Origin of the sequence: Microbacterium sp. AK009 (assembly GCF_013410955.1) — a bacterium.
Taxonomy (GTDB): Bacteria; Actinomycetota; Actinomycetes; order Actinomycetales; family Microbacteriaceae; genus Microbacterium.
In genome coordinates this window covers 319,581-338,328 of sequence record NZ_JACCCG010000002.1, presented here as the reverse complement: position 1 = coordinate 338,328, position 18,748 = coordinate 319,581, and the positions used below count along the sequence as shown (strand labels likewise).

Sequence of the window (18,748 nt, the reverse complement as noted above, 5' to 3'; positions counted from 1 at the left end):
GTCAGGCGGTGCGCCCGCCGCGGAATCCGCGGCGCTTCACCTGCGGCTTGGGAAGGCGCAGGAACCGCATCTGGATGCTGCGCATCGCGGCGTACCATCCCAGGCCCTTCTCCATCTTGTCGGCGCCGAACTTCTCCCGTGCGCCCCGCTTGACGCGGATGGAGGTGATGATCATGTCGCCGATGACGAAGAGGATGAAGATCCACAGCACCACGAACGACCAGTACTGCACGGCGAGGACGGGGACGAACGTCGCCACGATCACCAGGACCATGGCCGGCATGACCGCCTCGCCCAGGTGGAATCCCGAGTCGACGAAGTCGCGCACCCAGCGCCGCTGCGGACCCTTGTCACGGACCGGGAGGTAGCGCTCGTCTCCCGCCGCCATACCTGCGCGCGCCTTCTCGCGCTGCGCGGCGAGGTCGGCGCGGGCGCGGGCCTTGGCCTCTTTGGTGTCGGGAACCAGGGGGCGCTTGCGCGCGGCCTCGCGCTCGGCGCGGGTCGGAGTGGCGCGACCCTTCCTCGCTGCGGATGCGGCGCCCTCGGGCGCGTCCTGGGGAGTGGAGGCTGCGGGGGTGGGGGCGCCGGGAGTCTTGGCCACGGGGAGATCCTTGAAAGCGGAGAACGGGTGTCCGCTTAAGATTACCCGCATGACCTCCACCACCACCCGGCGTGACGCCGTCCGCGACGCCGCGCTCTCCGGCATCCCCACCGCCCTGGCAGATCTCGGCTCGCTCGTGCGCATCCCCTCGGTGGCCTTCCCCGGCTTCGATCACGCCGAGGTGCGGCGTTCGGCGGAGGCGGTGGCCGCGCTCGCGCGGGAGACCGGCGTCTTCGACGATGTGCGGATCGTCGACGCCGCCGTCCCCGACACCACAGAGCGGGGGATGCCGGCAGTGCTCGCCACGCGTGCCGCGGCGCCCGGGCGGCCGACCATCCTGCTCTACGCCCACCACGACGTCCAGCCCGTCGGCGACGAGGCGCTGTGGGATTCGCCGCCCTTCGAGCCCACCGTGCGCGACGGGCGGCTCTACGGGCGGGGCGCCGCCGACGACAAGGCCGGCGTGATGGCCCATATCGCTGCGGTCCGGGCGCTCCGCGACGCCGCGGGCGACGACCTGGGCCTCGGCATCGCCCTCTTCATCGAGGGGGAGGAGGAGGCGGGCTCGCGCTCGTTCGCGCAGTTCCTCTCCGACAACGCCGAGACGCTGCGCGCCGACGTGATCGTCGTGGCCGACTCGGGCAACTGGGACGCCCGGACGCCGGCCCTGACCGTGTCGCTGCGGGGCAACGTGCGCTTCACCCTGACGGTGCGAACCCTGGAGCATGCCTCGCACTCCGGCATGTTCGGCGGTGCGGTTCCCGACGCCATGCTCGCCACCATCCGCCTGCTGTCCACCCTCTGGGACGCCGACGGTGCCGTCGCCGTCGAGGGTCTCGCTCGCCGGGACGCGGCGACACCCGAGTACACCGAGGAGACCCTGCGCGATGAGGCAGGTCTCCTCGACGGCGTCAGCCCGATCGGCTCGGGGACGATCCTCAGCCGCATCTGGAACCAGCCGTCCGTGACGGTCACCGGCATCGACGCACCGAGTGTGAAGAACGCCTCCAACACGCTCAGCCCGGAGGTCTCGGTCGTCGTCAGCGCGCGCATCGCGCCGGGCCAATCGGCGCCGGAGGCCTACGATGCCCTCCGCGCCCACCTCGAGCGGCACGCGCCGTTCGGCGCCCGGCTCGACTTCGGCGACGTGGACCTCGGCGACGGCTTCCTCGTCGACACGAGCGGCTGGGCGGTGGAGTCGGTGCGGGCCGCGTTCGCCGAAGGCTACGGCGTCGACCCGGTCGACCTGGGCGTGGGCGGTTCGATTCCCTTCATCGCCGACCTCGTCCGAGAGTTCCCCACCGCGCAGATTCTCGTCACCGGCGTCGAAGACCCCCACGCCCGCGCCCACGCGCCGAACGAGTCGCTTCACCTGGATACGTTCCGCAACGCGGTCGTCTCCGAGGCGCTGCTCCTGGAGGAGCTCGATCGCAGAGTGTCTTGATGGGCGTGCTATCCCGTCCCGCACGGGGGGTCGGGGCGTAGAATCGGTTCACCGAGCCCTGTCTCGCGCACTGCACCCGGAGGATCTGAAATGACCGACACCGCTCTGTCCACCGACACCGCGCGCGCACACGGCGTGCTTCTCACCGACGCCGCCGCGCTGAAGGTGAAGAACCTGCTCGACCAGGAAGGTCGCGACGACCTGCGACTTCGCGTCGCGGTCCAGCCGGGCGGATGCAGCGGACTGATCTACCAGCTCTACTTCGACGAGCGGGTTCTCGAGGGAGACAAGACCGTCGACTTCGACGGCGTCGAGGTCATCGTCGACGACATGAGCGTCCCCTACCTCGACGGCGCGACGATCGACTTCAAGGACACCATCTCCGAGCAGGGGTTCACGATCGACAACCCGAACGCCGCCGGCAGCTGCGCCTGCGGCGACAGCTTCCACTGACCCGCTCGTGGCCGCTCCCCCCACTCTCGGCGACGCATCGTCGGAGGCGGTGATGGGCGTGTCCTCGCGGTCGAACAACCTGGGCGTCAGGCCAGAACGCGCCCAGAGGTTGCCCTAGACTGGCCACGGAAACACACTGAACGGAAAGGTGCGCACGTGCCCTCGAAACGCCGTCTCCGCTGGGCGTTCGTCCCGGTCGGGATCGCCGCGGCCCTCGTGCTCGCGGGATGCACTCCGACCGAGTTGAACGGGTACCTGCCCGGCTTCGTCGAGGAGGGTACGCCGGCCACCAACCGGACCGAACTCGTCTCGGGTCTCTGGGTCAACTCCTGGATCGTCCTCCTCGCCGTCGGCGTGGTGACCTGGGGTCTCATGGGCTGGGCGGCGATCGCCTACCGTCGGCGCAAGGGCCAGACGGGCCTTCCCGTGCAGCTGCGGTACAACATGCCGATCGAGATCTTCTACACGATCGTGCCGCTGATCCTCGTCGTCGGCTTCTTCGCCTTCACCGCCCGCGACCAGGCGATCATCGAGACGCAGTACGAAGACCCCGATGTCTCGATCACCGCGATCGGCAAGCAGTGGGCGTGGGACTTCCAGTACAACGGCGAGAACGACGACAACTCCGACGCCGTGTGGAGCATGGGCGTGCAGGCCGAGCCCGACGCCCGCGGCGACTACGACCAGGCCGCGCTGCCCACTCTGTACCTTCCCGTGAACCAGACGGTGAAGATCGATCTCGAGGCCCGCGACGTCATCCACAGCTTCTGGATCATCGACTTCCTCTACAAGAAGGACATGTACATCGGCAAGGACAACGAATGGTCCTTCACGCCGACCCGCGAGGGCACGTACGCCGGCAAGTGCGCCGAGCTGTGCGGCGAGTACCACTCGGCGATGCTGTTCAACGTGGAGGTGGTCAGCGAGGCCGAATACGAGCAGTACCTCGACTCGCTCCGCGACCGCGGCCAGACCGGTGACATCACCGACGCCTACGACCGGCTGCAGAACCTGCCGGGCACCGGGGTGAGCCCCGACGACGAAACAACCCCCGGCGGGGGACCCATCACGGAGAATCAGGGCTGATCATGGCGACGACACTGCCACTGCAGGAATCCACACCCGGCCGCTCCTCGACGCTGCCGCCGCGGCAGGCCGCCCTGCTGAGCTCCTCCCGCGTCGAGCAGAAGGGCAACATCGTCGTCAAGTGGATCACGTCCACTGACCACAAGACGATCGGGTACATGTACCTGATCGCGTCGGTGGTGTTCTTCATGTTCGCCGGCGTGATGGCCCTCATCATCCGCGCCGAGCTGTTCGAGCCCGGCATGCAGGTCGTCCCGACCAAGGAGCAGTACAACCAGCTGTTCACGATGCACGGCACCGTGATGCTCCTGATGTTCGCGACGCCGCTGTTCGCCGGCTTCGCCAACGCCATCCTGCCCCTGCAGATCGGCGCCCCCGACGTCGCCTTCCCTCGCCTGAACGCCTTCGCCTTCTGGCTGTTCCTGTTCGGTTCGCTGATCGCGGTCTCGGGCTTCCTGACGCCGGCCGGTGCCGCCTCGTTCGGCTGGTTCGCCTATCAGCCGTTGGCGAGTGAGACCTTCTCGCCAGGCGTCGGCGGAAACCTCTGGATGCTCGGCCTCGGTATGAGCGGTTTCGGCACGATCCTGGGTGCGGTGAACTTCATCACCACCATCATCACGATGCGCGCCCCGGGCATGACGATGTGGCGGATGCCGATCTTCACCTGGAACACCCTCGTCACCAGCATCCTGATCCTGATGGCCTTCCCGGTCCTCGCCGCAGCGATCCTCGCCGCCGGGTCGGACCGCATCTTCGGGTCGCACATCTACGACCCCGAGAACGGCGGCGTGCTGCTGTGGCAGCACCTGTTCTGGTTCTTCGGTCACCCCGAGGTCTACATCATCGCGCTGCCGTTCTTCGGCATCGTCTCCGAGGTGTTCCCGGTGTTCAGCCGGAAGCCGATCTTCGGCTACAAGACGCTCGTCTACGCGACCATCGCCATCGCGGCGCTCTCGGTGGCGGTGTGGGCGCACCACATGTACGTCACCGGCGGCGTGCTCCTGCCGTTCTTCGCGCTGATGACGATGCTGATCGCGGTGCCCACAGGCGTGAAGATCTTCAACTGGATCGGCACCATGTGGCGCGGGTCGGTCACCTTCGAGACGCCGATGGTGTTCGCGCTGGGCTTCCTGGTCTCGTTCGTCTTCGGCGGTCTGACCGGCGTCATCCTCTCGTCCCCGCCCCTGGACTTCCACCTCTCCGACTCGTACTTCGTCGTGGCGCACTTCCACTACGTCGTCTTCGGCACCGTCGTGTTCGCCATGTTCGCAGGCTTCTACTTCTGGTGGCCGAAGTGGACGGGTCGCATGTTGAACGAGCGCCTGGGCATGATCCACTTCTGGCTGCTGTTCATCGGCTTCCACATGACCTTCCTCATCCAGCACTGGCTGGGTGTGGACGGCATGGTCCGCCGCTACGCCGACTACTCGGCGGCCGACGGGTGGACCTGGCAGAACCAGGTGTCCACCATCGGTGCCATGATCCTCGGCGCGTCCATGATCCCGTTCTTGTTCAACGTCTGGATCACCGCGCGCAAGGCGCCGAAGGTCACCGTCAACGACCCGTGGGGCTACGGCGCCTCGCTCGAGTGGGCGACGTCGTGCCCGCCGCCGCGGCACAACTTCACCTCGATCCCGCGGATCCGCAGCGAGCGACCGGCGTTCGACCTGAACCACCCCGAAGCGGGCCTGCCCGTCGGTGTGGGTCCGGCCAAGGACGCTCCGGACACGCCCGTGGTCGACCTGGCGCAGGGAGAGGTCAAGTAAGTGCGTACCAACGTCGGACTCTGGTGGCTGCTCAGCGGCTTCTTCCTCGTCGTCTTCGCGTTCTACACGGTGTGGAACATCATCTCCTACACGACCGCCGAGGTTCCGTGGTTCTCGGCGATCGAGTGGGTCGGCTCCGTCGCGCTGCTGTTCACGGCATTCATGGCGGCCCTGATCGCGTTCTACATCCAGCGCGTGCATGTCGCGCAGGGGGGCGAACTGCCCGAAGACGTGCTGACCGCCGACATCGATGACGGCGACCCGGAGATGGGCGAGTTCAGCCCCTGGTCGTGGTGGCCCATCGTGCTCGCCTTCTCGGCGGGTCTGGCCTTCATCGGTCTCGCCGTCGGGACGTGGATGGTGCCGATCGGCCTCGGCGTCTTCGCGGTCGCGATCGTCGGCTGGGTGTACGAGTACTACCGCGGATACTTCGCCCGCTGACAGTGGCAATCCGGCTGGAGTCGGTCGCGGCATCCGCTTCGGGTCCGCGACCGAGCAACCAGGACTCGGCGTTCGCCGCGTCCTGGGGTGCGGGCGTCGCTGACGGCGTAGGCGGCGGCCCCGCCGGCGACCTCGCGTCAGCTGCTTTCGTGCACCGTCTGGTGGCCGGATGGCACCAGTCTCCCGACGCCGAGATGCTGACCGAGCGGACACTGATGGCCAACTGGGACATCGCCGCCCACGCGCACCGTGATCCGCGGGTCGCGGGTATGGCGACGACCTTCACCGGCCTGTTCGTCGGGCACCGGGACCGGTTGCTCCTCGCCCACATCGGCGACTCCCGCGCATACTCGCTGCGGTCGGGCACGATGAGCCGGATGACACGGGATGACTCGTTCGTCCAGGCGCTGGTCGACGGCGGCCACGTGCGCGCCGAGGACGCTATGACCCATCCGCACCGCAATCTCATCACCGCCTCGATGTCGGGTGGTCCTGACGACCTGCCGCTGGTGACGTGGATCGATCCCCGCCCCGACGATCGCTGGCTCCTGTGCAGCGACGGTCTCACCGATTACGTCGACGACGCAGCGGTGAGCGACGTCTTGGGTCGGGATGACCGCGAGGGCGCGGCATCCGAGCTCATCGGTCTGGCGCTGGAGGCGGGCGCCGCCGACAATGTCACCGTCGTCATCGCCGATGTGATCGCCTCCGACGACGCGCCGGCGCGGACGACGCCGCTGTTCGTCGGCGCCGCGGCTCACCGTTTCACCATCGACGATCCCTTCCGCGAGAGCGCCGTCTGAGCCCGCCTGCGCGGCGTGAGCGCCTCTCAGGGAACCTCTGCGGTTTCGGCTCGCACGACCATCACCTGCGGGTCGAAGGTGCGGGGGAGCGGGCCATCGTCGTTCTCCGTCGGCTGTCCTTCCCGGACCCAGTACTCGTATCCGCCTATCATCTCGCGTACGGCGATTCCGAGTCCCGCGAGGGCGGCCGCCGCCTTCGTGCCGGCGTTGCATCCGGGGCTCCAGCAGTACACGATGACCTCCTCCACTCCCGCCAGCTCTCGAGCTGCCCGTGCCGGGATCTCGGGGTAGGGGAGGTGTCGGGCACCGCGGATGCGGCCCTGCCGCCAGGCCTCGTCGCTGCGGACGTCGAGGAGGACGATGTCATCGCCCGCGCGCTGGGCGGCGTAGACGTCTGAGGCGTCGGTTTCGTAGGCGAGCTTGGCGGCGAAGTACGAGGCGGCGTCGATCATGAGTCCACGGTAGGGTCCTGCGCCCGGTGTCACGATCGGCGTGACGGTCAGCGACCCGTGGATTCCTGCCGTTCACGTCGCCGGTACGAGGAAGGGTCCTGCACCCCGGGGGAGTGCAGGACCCTTCATCGAGAACGGATCAGTCCTTGTCGCCCTTCGGCGGACGGGTCTCCTCGGCGACGATGACGTTCGAGGGACGCACGGCCGTCTCCGAGCGGCTGCCGTCGTCGATCGGCACGTGCGGAGCGTCAGGGACCCCTGCGCGCTCGTGGGCACCCTGGAGCTCGGCGTCCTTCTCGCTGGCCACGTGGTCGAGCGTGTGGTGCTGGTGCTCCAGCGCCGCGTCGAGTTCCGTCTGCGTGAGCGGGGTGAGGCGGTCTTCGAAGAACCACCGCGAGATCGAGGCGCGAACGTTCTGGTGCCACGGGATGCGGCCCTTCGCGTTCGGACGCACGACGAGAGGCTCGTAGACGTCGGTCTCGATGAGCTTCCACCGCTCGTACTCGTCGACCGGCTGGTGGACCTCGATGTACTCGCCGCCCGGGAGCCGCACGATGCGGCCCGACTCGTAGCCGTGCAGGAGGATCTCGCGATCCTTCTTCTGCAGCGCGATGCAGATGCGCTTGGTGACGAAGTAGGCGATCACGGGACCGAGGATCAGCGCGACCTGCAGAGTGTGGATGACACCCTCCATGGTCAGCCAGAAGTGGGTCGCGATCAGGTCGGACGACGCCGCCGCCCACATCACCGCGTAGAAGGTCACACCGGCCGCGCCGATGGCGGTGCGGGTGGCGGCGTTGCGGGGACGCTGGGCGATGTGGTGCTCGCGCTTGTCACCCGTGATCCACGCCTCGATGAACGGGTAGAGGGCCACCACGACGAGGAAGAGGCCGAGGACCGTGATCGGGATGATGATGTTCCACGACCAGGTGCGGTCGAGGAAGACCGTCTCCAGGTGCGGCGGGATCAGGCGCAGCATCCCGTCGGCGAAGCCGATGTACCAGTCGGGCTGCGTACCCGCCGACACCGGTGACGGGTCGTACGGGCCGTAGTTCCAGATCGGGTTGATCGTGAACAGGGACGCCACCAGCACGATCACACCGAACGTGATGAAAAAGAAGCCGCCCATCTTGGACATGTAGACCGGCATCATCGGGTAGCCCACGACGTTGTCGTTCGTGCGGCCCGGGCCGGCGAACTGCGTGTGCTTGTTGATGATCATCAGCATCAGGTGCGCCACGAGCAGTGCGACCAGGATGGCGGGCAGCAGCAGGATGTGCAGCGCATAGAGGCGACCGACGATGGCGGTGCCGGGGAACTCGCCGCCGAACAGCAGGAACGAGGTCCACGTGCCGATCAGGGGGATGCCCTTGATCATGCCGTCGATGATGCGCAGGCCGTTGCCCGAGAGCACGTCGTCGGGGAGCGAGTAGCCGGTGAAGCCCTCACCCATGGCGAGGACGAACAGCACGAAGCCGATGACCCAGTTGAGTTCGCGGGGCTTGCGGAACGCGCCGGTGAAGAACACCCGGAGCATGTGCACGCCGATGCCGGCGATGAAGACCAGCGCCGCCCAGTGGTGGATCTGGCGGACCAGGAGGCCGCCGCGGATGTCGAACGAGATCTCCAGCGTCGAGGCCATCGCCGCCGACATCTCGATGCCGCGCATCGGCAGCCAGGAGCCGGTGTAGTGGGTCTCGACCATGGACGCGTCGAAGAAGAACGTCAGGAACGTCCCCGAGATGAGGACGACGACGAAGCTCCACAGCGCGATCTCGCCGAGCATGAACGACCAGTGGTCGGGGAAGATCTTCCGGCCCAGCTCTTTGACCAGGCCGGAGACGCTGGTGCGCTCGTCGACGTAGTTGGCCGCCCAGCCGACGAATCGTCCTCCCAGCGGCTTGCCGTCCGGCATGCCCTGGGTTCCGTCCGTCATGGCCGGCTCGAGGGTCACGTTCTCTGTGGGGTGGTTCCCGGTGCTCATCGGCGCTCCCAGAAGCTCGGGCCAACGGGTTCGGTGAAGTCACTCTGGGCCACGAGGTAGCCCTCGTCGTCCACCGTGATCGGTAGCTGCGGCAGCGGCCGAGCGGCCGGGCCGAAGATCACCCGCGCGCCGTTGGCCACGTCGAACTGCGACTGGTGGCACGGGCACAGCAGGTGGTGGGTCAGCTGCTCGTAGAGAGCCACGGGGCAGCCGACGTGCGTGCAGACCTTGGAGTAGGCGACGATTCCGTCGTAGGTCCAGTCCAGGCGGTTGGTCTCGGCCGGCAGGTCCTCGGGGCGCAGACGCATGAGGAGGACGATCGCCTTGGCCTTCTCCTCGAGGTAGCCCTCTTCGTGCGAGAGCTCGGCGAGAGGCTCGGGGATGACATGGAAGGCGGAGCCGAGGGTGACGTCGGCTGCGCGGATGGGCTCGCCGGTGGGGTCGAGCGCCAGACGCATGCCCTCCTCCCACATCGTGTGCTCGAGGAGCGCGACGGGGTTCCCCGCGATCGGGTTCTCGGTCGAGTTGAACGGCGCGAGGCCACGGAACAGCGTGATGCCGGGGAGGATCGAGGCGACCAGTGCGGCGAACAGACCGTTGCGGATCAGCGCGCGGCGACCGAAGCCGGACTCCTCGTTCGCGGTGCGGAACGACTCCACGACCGCGGCGCGGGTGGTGTCCTTCCCGCGAGTGGCGTGGCGGGGCTCGATGTGCTCCTTGTCGGCCATGATCGCCTTGGACCAGTGGATGGCGGCGATGCCGATGGCCAGGAGCGCCAGCGCGATCCCCAGGCCGATGAAGAGGTTGTTGTACCGGATGTCGGTGAGGCGACCGCTCTCGATCGGGAACGCGAAGTACGCCACGATCGCTGCGATGCTGCCGGCGACCGACAGGTAGAACAGGGTGTAGACCGTGCGGACCGCCCGCTTCATCGCGGCGGGATCCTTGTCCGTCATCCGCTCGCGGTGGGGCGGCAGAGCCGGTGCCTTCACCGGATCCTTGACGGCCACGGCAAGACCGCTCGAGGGCTGCCAGGAAGCCCTCTCGTGGGCGAGCGCGTCGTCCTCGTGTGCCATGGTGCTCCTCGTTGCTGTGTCGTGTCGGGTCAGTTGGATTTCGCCGTGACCCACACGGTGATGGCGATCAGCGAACCGATGCCGAAGATCCAGATGAACAGACCCTCGGAGACCGGGCCCAGCGAACCGAGCTCGAACCCGCCGGGGGACCGGTTTTCCTGTATGTAGAGCAGGTAGGTGATGATGTCCCGCTTCTCCTCGAGGGAGAGGTTCATGTTGTTGAAGACCGGCATGTTCTGCGGGCCGGTGACCATCGCCGCGTAGATGTTCAGCGGCGACGTCCCGTCCAGGCCGGGGGCGTACTTGCCCTCCGTCAGCGCGCCACCGGCGCCGGCGACGTTGTGGCACATGGCGCAGTTGATGCGGAAGAGCTCGCCGCCGTGGGACGCATCGCCTTCACCGTCGAGGACCTCGTCGGCCGGGAATTCGGGACCCGGGGCGACCGACTGCACGTACTCGGCGAGGGCCTGCGTCTGCGCGTCGGTGAACTGCACGGGCTTCTGCGGAGCCTGCGGCCCCTGCGCCTGCAGCGGCATGCGTCCGGTGCTGACCTGGAAGTGGACCGACAGCTCGCCGACGCCGTAGAGCGATGGGCCGGCCTCGGAGCCCTGGAGGTCCAGGCCGTGGCAGGTGGCGCAGTTGGCCTGGAAGAGCAGCTCGCCGTCCTCGACGGTCAGCTCCTGCGTCGAGGCACCCTCGTCGGTGGCCGCGACCGCGGCGGATGCGCCGGCGTAGACGCCGCCGGTGATGAGCAGGCCGATGCCGATGAGGGCTGCGGCGGCCCAGGGGCTGCGGCGACCGGTCGCGCGGTGCGTTTTCTTGCGTGCCATGTCGGGGTTCAGCTCCGCTCTCACTTGAGGAAGTAGATGACGAGGAAGAGGGCGATCCAGACGACGTCGACGAAGTGCCAGTAGTACGACACCACGATCGCCGACGTCTCTTCCTTGCGTCCGAAGTTGCGGACCGCATAGGCGCGACCGATGACGAGGAGGAAGGCGATGAGACCACCCGTGACGTGCAGGGCGTGGAACCCGGTCGTCAGATAGAAGGCCGACGCGTACGAGTCGGAGTCGATCGACATGCCTTCGTAGACGAGCTGGGCGTACTCCCACACCTGGCCCGACACGAAGATCGCGCCGAGCGCGAAGGTGAGCCAGAACCACTCGACCATGCCCCAGCGGTTCCAGAAGCGGTTCGACTTCACCGTGTACGGCTGCGCCCGCTCGGCGGCGAAGACGCCCATCTGGCATGTCACCGATGACAGCACCAGGATGATCGTGTTGACGGTCGCATACGGGACGTTCAGCAGCTCGGTGCGCTCGGCCCAGAGCTCGGGCGAGGTGCTGCGGAGAGTGAAGTAGATCGCGAACAGTCCCGCGAAGAACATCACCTCCGAACCGAGCCATACGATCGTTCCGACGGCGACCGGATCGGGTCGCTTGACGGACCGCATGGCCTGGGAGTAGGTGGCAGGGGTGGTCGTCACGCTCCCCATTATGTCTGAGATCGGGCCGTCGATCGCCCAACGGATCAGGTCGATCTCTCACCGTCGAACCAATCCACGGACTGCACGATCGCTGAGGTTCGCCTCACAAAAGCCTTCGAAATGCCCGGACGAGGCTCGACAGTAGGCTGATGGCCATGGCGGAGCTCTTTTCGTGGCCGGGTGTGCTGACGAGCCTGTTGGATCGACGCGACCTCAGCGTGTCCGAATCCACCTGGGCGATGCGTCGGATCATGTCGGGCGACGCGACGCCCGCGCAGATCGGCGGCTTCCTCCTCGCACTGCGCGCGAAAGGCGAGACCGTCGACGAGATCGTGGGTTTCCGCGACGCGATCCTCGAGGCGGCGGTGCCCCTCGACGTTCCCGCTGACGTGCTCGACATCGTCGGCACGGGCGGCGACAGGTTCGGCACGGTGAACGTCTCGACCATGGCCGCCATCGTCGCCGCGGCATCCGGAATCCCCGTCGTCAAGCACGGCAACAAGGCGGCCAGCTCGTCGTCGGGATCGTCCGACGTGCTCTCGGCCCTCGGCATCGATCTCACCCTCGACCCTGCGGCCGTGGCCGAGAGTCTTTCGCGCGCGGGCATCACCTTCGCCTTCGCGACGGCCTTCCACCCCGGATTCCGCCACGCCGGCCCCGTGAGGCGTGAGCTCGGCGTCCCCACGGTGTTCAACTTCCTCGGGCCGCTCTGCAACCCCGCCCGCGCCGAGGCGAACGCCGTGGGGGTGGCGAACCTCGACCGCGTCCCCCTCATCACCGGCGTCTTCCGCACGAGAGGGGCGACCGCACTGGTCTTCCGCGGCGACGACGGACTGGATGAGCTCACCACCACCGGGCACAGCCGCCTGTGGGAGATCAGCCTCGGCGACGTGCACGAGCACGACCTCGACCCGCGAGACCTCGGTATCCCGCTGGCAGACATCGACGATCTGCTGGGTGGACAGCCCGAGGACAACGCCGCGGTCGTACGCCGCGTGTTCGACGGCGAGAGCGGTCCGGTCCGCGACATCGTGCTGCTCAACGCCGCTGCCGGCATCGTCGCGTATCGGCTCTTCCGCGATCCCGGCCAGGCGGGCCGCCCGATCCTGGAGCGGCTCGCCGAGGCACGGGATGCGGCGGCAGCCGCCATCGACGACGGCGAAGCCGCCCGCAAGCTCGATGAATGGGTCACCACCTCACAGGCGCTCGCGGGGGCATGAACCCACACGATGCGCTGACCGAGATCGCGCGACTCCTCGAGCGCGAGCGGTCGTCGCGGTACAAGTCCAAGGCTTTCCGCACCGCCGCCGACGCCATCGCCGGCCTCGACGACGCGCAGCTGCGCGACACGGTTTCGCTGAAGCGGCGGAGGGGCATCGGAGACTCGACGTTCGCCGTCATCCAGGAGGCCCTTTCCGGCCGGGTTCCGCAGTACCTGACGGATCTCCGGGCAAAAGCCGGCGAAGAGCGGATGTCGACGCTGCGGCCCCTCCTCAGAGGAGACCTCCACGCGCACAGCGAGTGGTCGGACGGTCTCACCTCGATCGACCTGATGGTCGCCGCCGCGAACGACCTCGGACACGAGTACTTCGCGCTGACCGACCATTCTCCGCGTCTGCGCGTGGCGAACGGACTGTCGGCTGAGCGGCTGCGCGAACAACTGGGGGTCATTCGTTCGCTTCCCTCCGGCGGTGTCACGGTCCTCACCGGAGTCGAGGTCGACATCCTGGACGACGGCGGTCTGGATCAGGAGACCGACCTTCTGCGCGAGCTGGACGTGGTCGTCGCCTCCGTGCACTCCCATCTGCGCATGGAGCGCGGTCCGATGACGCGGCGGATGGTCGCGGCCGTCTCGAGCGGCCGCGTGGACGTGCTCGGCCATGTGACGGGGCGGCTTGTGGAGGGATCGCGCGGGACGCGTCCGCCGTCGGAGTTCGACGCGCGCGCGGTGTTCGACGCCTGCGCGGAGCACCGGGTCGCGGTGGAGATCAACTCCCGCCCGGAACGCCAGGATCCGCCCGACGAGCTCATCGCCGTCGCCCTCGACGCCGGCTGCCTGTTCTCCATCGACTCCGATGCCCACGCACCGGGACAGCTGTCGCTGCTGGACTACGGCGCCGAACGCGCCGAGAAGGCCGGCGTGCCCGCGGAGCGGATCGTGACGACCTGGCCGTGGGAGAAGCTCCGGGAGTGGACGGGCGCGCGGCGGTGAGACGTGCGTTCCCCTGGTTCGTCATCGCCGGCGTCCTCACCGCCTCACTGAGCCTGCGCGGCCCCATCGTCTCGCCGACGCCGGTGCTGCGCGACATCGAGGCGGACCTGGGCATCACCGGTGCGACCGCCGGTCTTCTCACTACCGCGCCCGTGCTGATGTTCGCACTGCTCACCCCGCTTGCGGCGATCTTCGTCCGTCGGACGGGCGCCGAGACCGCTCTCCTCGTCTCGCTGTCCGGCGTGCTCCTGGGCACCGTGATCCGCTCGGTTCCCGACTTCGGATTCATGCTCGCCGGAATGGTGGTGATCGGAGCATCCATCACCATCGGGAACGTCGTGATCCCCGTGATCATCCGCCGCGACGTACCGCCCGAGCGGGTCGCGGTCGTCACGGCGGCGTACACGGCGACGATGAACGTCGGGTCCCTCCTCACCTCCTCGCTGACCGCGCCCCTGGCATCCCTCATCGGGTGGTCATGGGCGCTGCTGGCATGGTCGTCGATCACCATCGCCGGCATCGTCCTCTGGGGGATGCATCTCGCGCGGTCGCGGCGTCAGGGCGAGGACGCGGAGCGGTACTCCGGCGACCTGGCACCGTCGCGCGACGATGCGGGCGCGGCATCCGCTCTCGACATCAATCCCGCCACGATCACCGGCCCCTTGCCGGTGGTGGCCTCGCGTCGGGCGGAGCGGTCGATGATGCGTCGGCCGGTCACCTGGCTGCTCGTGGCATCCTTCGGGCTGCAGAGCTTCCTCTACTACGGCCTCTCGACGTGGATGCCCGCCATCGCGTCGGACGAACTCGGCGTCGGGCCGGACGCCGCCGGGGCGCTCGCCTCCATCTACCAGGGCGCCGGCATCGCCGGAGCGTTCGTGGTGCCGTTCCTCGCACGTTGGACACCGCGGTTGGTGCCGCCGACCGTGGTCTGCATCTCGTGGGTGGTGCTGGGTGTCGGACTGCTCGCGGCGCCCGAGCTGCTCGCGCTGTGGCTCGCGATCGGCGCGATCGGCCACGCGGGCGGGTTCGTCGTGATCTTCTCGGCGCTCGTGGCCGTGGCGCGCAGCGACAGCGAGGCGGCAGGCCTGTCGGCGTTCGTGCAGGGCGGCGGGTACGTCGTGGCCGCAGCGGGAGGGCCGCTGTTCGGCCTCCTGCACGATCTCAGCGGAAGCTGGACCCCCGCGCTCGTTCTCGTCCTCGCGCTCGTCGGGGTCTATTCCGCGGTGCTCATCGGGGCTAGTGTCGCGGCCATGCGGAGTGGACCGCGCGGCGGGAAGAGGGGCAGACGAGGATGACGCGGCATCGGCGTCTCGCGGATGCGGCCGGCCTCGGTGTCGTCCTGGGGTGCGTGGCGACCGCCGTCACCGGGTGCGCCGGCGGGGGAGCGGGGGTCTCGGGCGAGACCGGGGCGGGGAGTGTGTCGCCGACGGCGGCGTGTCCTGCTGTGCCGGGCGTCGAGCTGCCGCCGGAGTGCGCTCCGTACGACCCCGACGCCGCCATGGCCGCCAACGACGGCTACCGCGAGCGGATGCCGCTCTCGGATGACGCTGTCGCGGCGAACCGCGAGGTCCTTCCCGAGGTGGTCGTGGCGTTGGACTCGCTGCGCAGCGATGGCGCGGTCACGCCGGAGTCGGTCGTCGCGACGCTGCACGATGCGGGGTTGACGGACGTGCAGACGCGGGGCGAATCAGACGGTTTCCTCTTCGGTGCGATGGGCGCGGCCGGTGGGTGCTTCTACGGGGAGATCTCCGCGCAGGCGGTGCAGATCGAGGTCGGCGGGCTCCTTCTCGACGGGGGCTGTCTGCCGGCCAAGTAAGGGCCGGCGTCTCCAGCGCATGTCGTCTCCTGCACACATGGGGGTCGAAGCGACGTGTCCACCGGTCTGCGGTGGCACGTGAATACGGGGGATCGATGTCGGAGGCCTCTGCCATCATGGGAACATGTCTTCGACAGTGACACCGGGAGCATTCGAAGGTGATGACGAACTGGTCGCCCTCGTTGCCGGTATCGAGCGCACGACGAAGCTGATCGCTGCGGCGCAGGCGGAACAGTCGCGCTATCTCGCCGAGGTGGGACAGCTGGCGCAGCGACTGACGGCGTCGTCGCCGCAGAACGTGCGCGACCACGACATGCTGATCCGTTCGTATGCGGCCGAGATCGGCGGGGTGCTGCGGGTCTCAGACCGGACCGTGCAGGCCCGGATCGGCCGGGCGAGGATGGTGGCGGAGGACTATCCCGCGACGTTGGAGGCATGGGAGACGGGCCGGATCGGCCCTGGGCACGTCACGGTGATCACGGATCTCGGGGCCGGGCTGCCGCCGGAGGCACGGGAACGATTCGAGGAAGCCGCGCTGGTCGAGTGCGAGGCGACCACACCCGGACGTGCCCGGCAGGCGCTCCAGCTGCTGGCCGAGAAGGCGATGCCGGAGTCGATGGAAACCCGTCACCGACGCGCGCGCGAGACCCGGTCGGTACGCGTGGTGCCGCTGCCGGACGCGATGAGCGAGATGATCACGATCCTTCCCACCGTGGTCGCCGCGGGGAGCTTCGACCGGCTCACCGAGATGGCGCGGACCATCATCGACCACCGTCAGGCGTCGAAACGGGAACTGCAGGCGCTGCGGAAGGAATGGGTCGACGGGCTCGGCCAGGAAATTCCCGGCATGCCCGACGAGGTGCGGGAACGCCGGGAGGAGCTGGAGCTGATCGCGTCCGATACGCGTACCCTCGATCAGATCCGCGCCGATATCTTGGGGCAGCTTCTCGTATCGGGGGTCCCCGACGGCGACCCGACCGCGGCAGGTGACGGCCCGGGAGTCCTCGGCGGCATCCGCGGGCGGGTACAGGTCGTCGTCGCGGCCACGACGCTGCTCGGGGTCGATGACGACGCCGCCGATCTGGTCGGAAAGAGCCCCGTCGACCCCGACACTGCGCGCGAGATGGCGGGGTCGCCGGCGAACGAGTGGGAGCGGGTCCTCACCGACCCCGTCACGGGGGCCGTGGTGGCCGTGGACACCTACCGGCGGCCCAAGCCGATGGACCGGCTCCTCAAGGCCAGAGACCGCACCTGCCGCTTCCCGGGATGCATCATGCCCGCCATCAGCTGCGACTGCGATCACACCGACGACCACCATCACGGCGGCGAGACCAGCACCTGCAACCAGGCGCACCTCTGCAGACGCCACCACAGCCTGAAACACCATACGAGATGGCAAGTCCGCCAACTCCCCGGCGGAGTCCTCGAGTGGACCTCTCCCCTCGGACGCGTCTACACCGATATGCCGCCGCCACCCACCGTCATGGTCTCGTTTCGACCATCCGACGACACCCCTGCGCCCTTCTGAGAACCGACGCGTTCGGTAGCGTGAGCCGATGAGCATCGACGGCCCACGCGAGATCCGGGTCCGCGCGGGGCGCGCGCAACCGTCCGGCTCTTGGATCTATGTCTGGATCGATGTCGTGGCGGAAGCAGTGGCATACGTCGGTGGCACGGGATTCGATCCCGAGCTGCGAGCGTACCTGCACGTCACCAGTGAGGAGCCCGATACCGGCCGTATCCGCGCAAGCATCCCGGATTATGACAAGAAGGACTTCGATGTTCTCGCGTTCGCGGTGCCTTGGAGAATCGGCCGGACCGAGGTGAAGAACGCGCTCATCTCGGCGCTGGTGAGCGGCGAGGGCCTGACGGCGTCTGGGTCGCCGCACGTCGCGGAGTTCGTTGCACGCGTCCTCAGCCATCTCGATGATCGCGGGATAAAGAGGTCGGTCCTTGGTGCGGCCGGGCCGGAGGACGGGATACCCAGGTGACGAGCGCGCCTCTGTCGCTGCTGGCCGTCCGAGACCGTGGACCGGACGGCCGATCATTCGCGGTATCCCGAGGGCAGGGCATGTCGCGGGAAGACGCTCAGACGGCCCCGGACACCCTTCGGAATACCTCCGGACCATAGTCTGCCTGGTTTCCCACCTCGACGGTGGGGGAGGGGAAGCTACGCGTCCTCGACGCCGATCGCCGCCAGGACCCGATCCATCGAACCACCCAGCGCCCAGCGCTCGGCGAGCTCGCGCGCGGTCTCCGTCGCCGGCGGATCGAGGGGCGTCAGGTCGTCACCGGTGACGGTGATGTCGAGGTCACGGGCCACGGCGACGACCCGCGGAGCCACCTCGAGGTAGGGGAGTGCGGCCAGGATCTTGGATCTGAGGCCCGCAGACATGCCCTCGCCGGCCTCGGCCGCTGCGATGATCCCGGCGAGATCGTCATGCTGCGACAGCAGACTTGCTGCTGTCTTCTCGCCGACGCCACTGACACCGGGAAGACCGTCGGACGTGTCTCCGCGGAGAGTGGCGAAATCCGCATACTGGTCGGGTCGCACCCCGCACTTCTTGGTCACCACGTCACCGGTGATCACGTCGAGATTGCTCATGCCGCGGGCCGTGTAGATGACCCGGACGTCGCGGCCATCATCCACGAGCTGGAAGAGGTCCCGATCACCCGTGACGATGTCGACCGGGATCGTCGCTGTCGTCGCCAGCGTGCCGATGACGTCGTCCGCTTCGTAGTCGGTCGCGCCGGCGATCGGGATGCGCAGCGCGTCGAGCGTCTCGCGGATCATGGGTACCTGCACCTCCAACGGATCGGGCACTACCTCGACGTCGTGCCCGCCCGCGACGATCTCAGCGACGCGATGCGCCTTGTAGGAGGGAATGAGATCGACACGCCACTGGGGCCGCCAATCGTCGTCCCAGCAGGCCACCAGTCGCGTCGGTTCGTAGGTCGTCACCAGCTTGGCGATGATGTCGAGGAATCCGCGCACCGCGTTCACGGGCGTGCCATCGGGCGCCTTCACCGTGTCGGGCACGCCGTAGAACGCGCGGAAGTACAGGGACGCGGAGTCGAGCAGCATCAGGCGATCCGGCATGCGCACATCCTGTCACGTCGACCGGCGC

19 protein-coding genes are annotated in these 18,748 nt (G+C 68.2%); 12 read left to right on the top strand and 7 right to left on the bottom strand.

Features of this window, described 5'->3' with window-relative positions:
- Position 1 precedes the first annotated feature (1 nt).
- Positions 2 to 601: a DUF3043 domain-containing protein gene (locus tag HDC37_RS05565; RefSeq protein ID WP_308472105.1), complete on the bottom strand. Its 600-nt coding sequence runs from the start codon at positions 599 to 601 to the stop codon at positions 2 to 4.
- Positions 602 to 650: 49 nt separating this feature from the next.
- On the opposite strand from HDC37_RS05565, the gene HDC37_RS05560 reads away from it, so the two are divergent.
- The 6 genes from HDC37_RS05560 (at position 651) to HDC37_RS05535 (ending at position 6,594) form a co-directional block, all read left to right on the top strand.
- Positions 651 to 2,045, top strand: a complete 1,395-nt coding sequence (locus HDC37_RS05560; RefSeq protein ID WP_179559402.1) for a dipeptidase — start codon at positions 651 to 653, stop codon at positions 2,043 to 2,045.
- Positions 2,046 to 2,135: 90 nt separating this feature from the next.
- Entirely contained in the window at positions 2,136 to 2,498 is a 363-nt protein-coding gene (gene erpA / locus HDC37_RS05555) for an iron-sulfur cluster insertion protein ErpA (RefSeq protein WP_179559401.1), read from the top strand.
- A 156-nt stretch (positions 2,499 to 2,654) separates the two neighbouring features.
- Complete coding sequence (gene coxB, locus HDC37_RS05550; protein WP_179559400.1) at positions 2,655 to 3,584, top strand: cytochrome c oxidase subunit II; 930 nt, start codon at positions 2,655 to 2,657, stop codon at positions 3,582 to 3,584.
- 2 nt (positions 3,585 to 3,586) lie between these two features.
- The gene (ctaD, locus tag HDC37_RS05545; protein WP_179559399.1) at positions 3,587 to 5,350 is read left to right on the top strand and encodes a cytochrome c oxidase subunit I; all 1,764 of its coding nucleotides are present in this window, start codon (positions 3,587 to 3,589) and stop codon (positions 5,348 to 5,350) included.
- Positions 5,351 to 5,791, top strand: coding sequence for a cytochrome c oxidase subunit 4 (locus HDC37_RS05540; protein WP_179559398.1), 441 nt, complete (start codon positions 5,351 to 5,353; stop codon positions 5,789 to 5,791).
- A gap of 2 nt (positions 5,792 to 5,793) precedes the next feature.
- The gene (locus HDC37_RS05535) at positions 5,794 to 6,594 is read left to right on the top strand and encodes a PP2C family serine/threonine-protein phosphatase (protein WP_179559397.1); all 801 of its coding nucleotides are present in this window, start codon (positions 5,794 to 5,796) and stop codon (positions 6,592 to 6,594) included.
- 26 nt (positions 6,595 to 6,620) lie between these two features.
- Here the strand turns inward: HDC37_RS05535 and HDC37_RS05530 are convergent, their stop codons facing one another.
- From HDC37_RS05530 to HDC37_RS05510, 5 genes are all read right to left on the bottom strand, one after another.
- A complete protein-coding gene (locus tag HDC37_RS05530; protein ID WP_179559396.1) occupies positions 6,621 to 7,046 on the bottom strand; it encodes a rhodanese-like domain-containing protein in 426 nt (141 codons plus the stop codon).
- Positions 7,047 to 7,185: 139 nt separating this feature from the next.
- Complete coding sequence (locus HDC37_RS05525; RefSeq protein WP_374939150.1) at positions 7,186 to 8,982, bottom strand: cytochrome bc complex cytochrome b subunit; 1,797 nt, start codon at positions 8,980 to 8,982, stop codon at positions 7,186 to 7,188.
- A 44-nt stretch (positions 8,983 to 9,026) separates the two neighbouring features.
- Positions 9,027 to 10,106, bottom strand: coding sequence for a ubiquinol-cytochrome c reductase iron-sulfur subunit (locus HDC37_RS05520; RefSeq protein WP_179559394.1), 1,080 nt, complete (start codon positions 10,104 to 10,106; stop codon positions 9,027 to 9,029).
- Positions 10,107 to 10,135: 29 nt separating this feature from the next.
- Positions 10,136 to 10,936, bottom strand: a complete 801-nt coding sequence (locus HDC37_RS05515; protein ID WP_179559393.1) for a c-type cytochrome — start codon at positions 10,934 to 10,936, stop codon at positions 10,136 to 10,138.
- A gap of 20 nt (positions 10,937 to 10,956) precedes the next feature.
- A complete protein-coding gene (locus tag HDC37_RS05510) occupies positions 10,957 to 11,601 on the bottom strand; it encodes a heme-copper oxidase subunit III (RefSeq protein ID WP_179559392.1) in 645 nt (214 codons plus the stop codon).
- A 146-nt stretch (positions 11,602 to 11,747) separates the two neighbouring features.
- Between HDC37_RS05510 and trpD the strand changes: the two genes are divergently transcribed.
- From trpD to HDC37_RS05480, 6 genes are all read left to right on the top strand, one after another.
- Entirely contained in the window at positions 11,748 to 12,812 is a 1,065-nt protein-coding gene (trpD, locus tag HDC37_RS05505) for an anthranilate phosphoribosyltransferase (protein ID WP_179559391.1), read from the top strand.
- Positions 12,809 to 13,804, top strand: coding sequence for a PHP domain-containing protein (locus tag HDC37_RS05500; RefSeq protein ID WP_179559390.1), 996 nt, complete (start codon positions 12,809 to 12,811; stop codon positions 13,802 to 13,804). The genes trpD and HDC37_RS05500 overlap by 4 nt, the downstream gene beginning before the upstream one ends.
- Entirely contained in the window at positions 13,765 to 15,099 is a 1,335-nt protein-coding gene (locus tag HDC37_RS05495) for a CynX/NimT family MFS transporter (RefSeq protein WP_218869377.1), read from the top strand. Before HDC37_RS05500 ends, HDC37_RS05495 begins: the two co-directional genes overlap by 40 nt.
- Positions 15,096 to 15,620: a hypothetical protein gene (locus HDC37_RS05490; protein ID WP_179559388.1), complete on the top strand. Its 525-nt coding sequence runs from the start codon at positions 15,096 to 15,098 to the stop codon at positions 15,618 to 15,620. Before HDC37_RS05495 ends, HDC37_RS05490 begins: the two co-directional genes overlap by 4 nt.
- A gap of 124 nt (positions 15,621 to 15,744) precedes the next feature.
- Positions 15,745 to 17,148: a DUF222 domain-containing protein gene (locus HDC37_RS05485; protein WP_179559387.1), complete on the top strand. Its 1,404-nt coding sequence runs from the start codon at positions 15,745 to 15,747 to the stop codon at positions 17,146 to 17,148.
- Between the two features lie 28 nt (positions 17,149 to 17,176).
- Positions 17,177 to 17,611: a hypothetical protein gene (locus HDC37_RS05480; RefSeq protein ID WP_179559386.1), complete on the top strand. Its 435-nt coding sequence runs from the start codon at positions 17,177 to 17,179 to the stop codon at positions 17,609 to 17,611.
- A 179-nt stretch (positions 17,612 to 17,790) separates the two neighbouring features.
- Here the strand turns inward: HDC37_RS05480 and HDC37_RS05475 are convergent, their stop codons facing one another.
- Positions 17,791 to 18,720 carry a 5'-3' exonuclease gene (locus tag HDC37_RS05475; protein WP_179559385.1) on the bottom strand — a complete coding sequence of 310 codons (930 nt, stop codon included), beginning with the start codon at positions 18,718 to 18,720 and terminating at the stop codon, positions 17,791 to 17,793.
- Between the last annotated feature and the right edge of the window lie 28 nt (positions 18,721 to 18,748).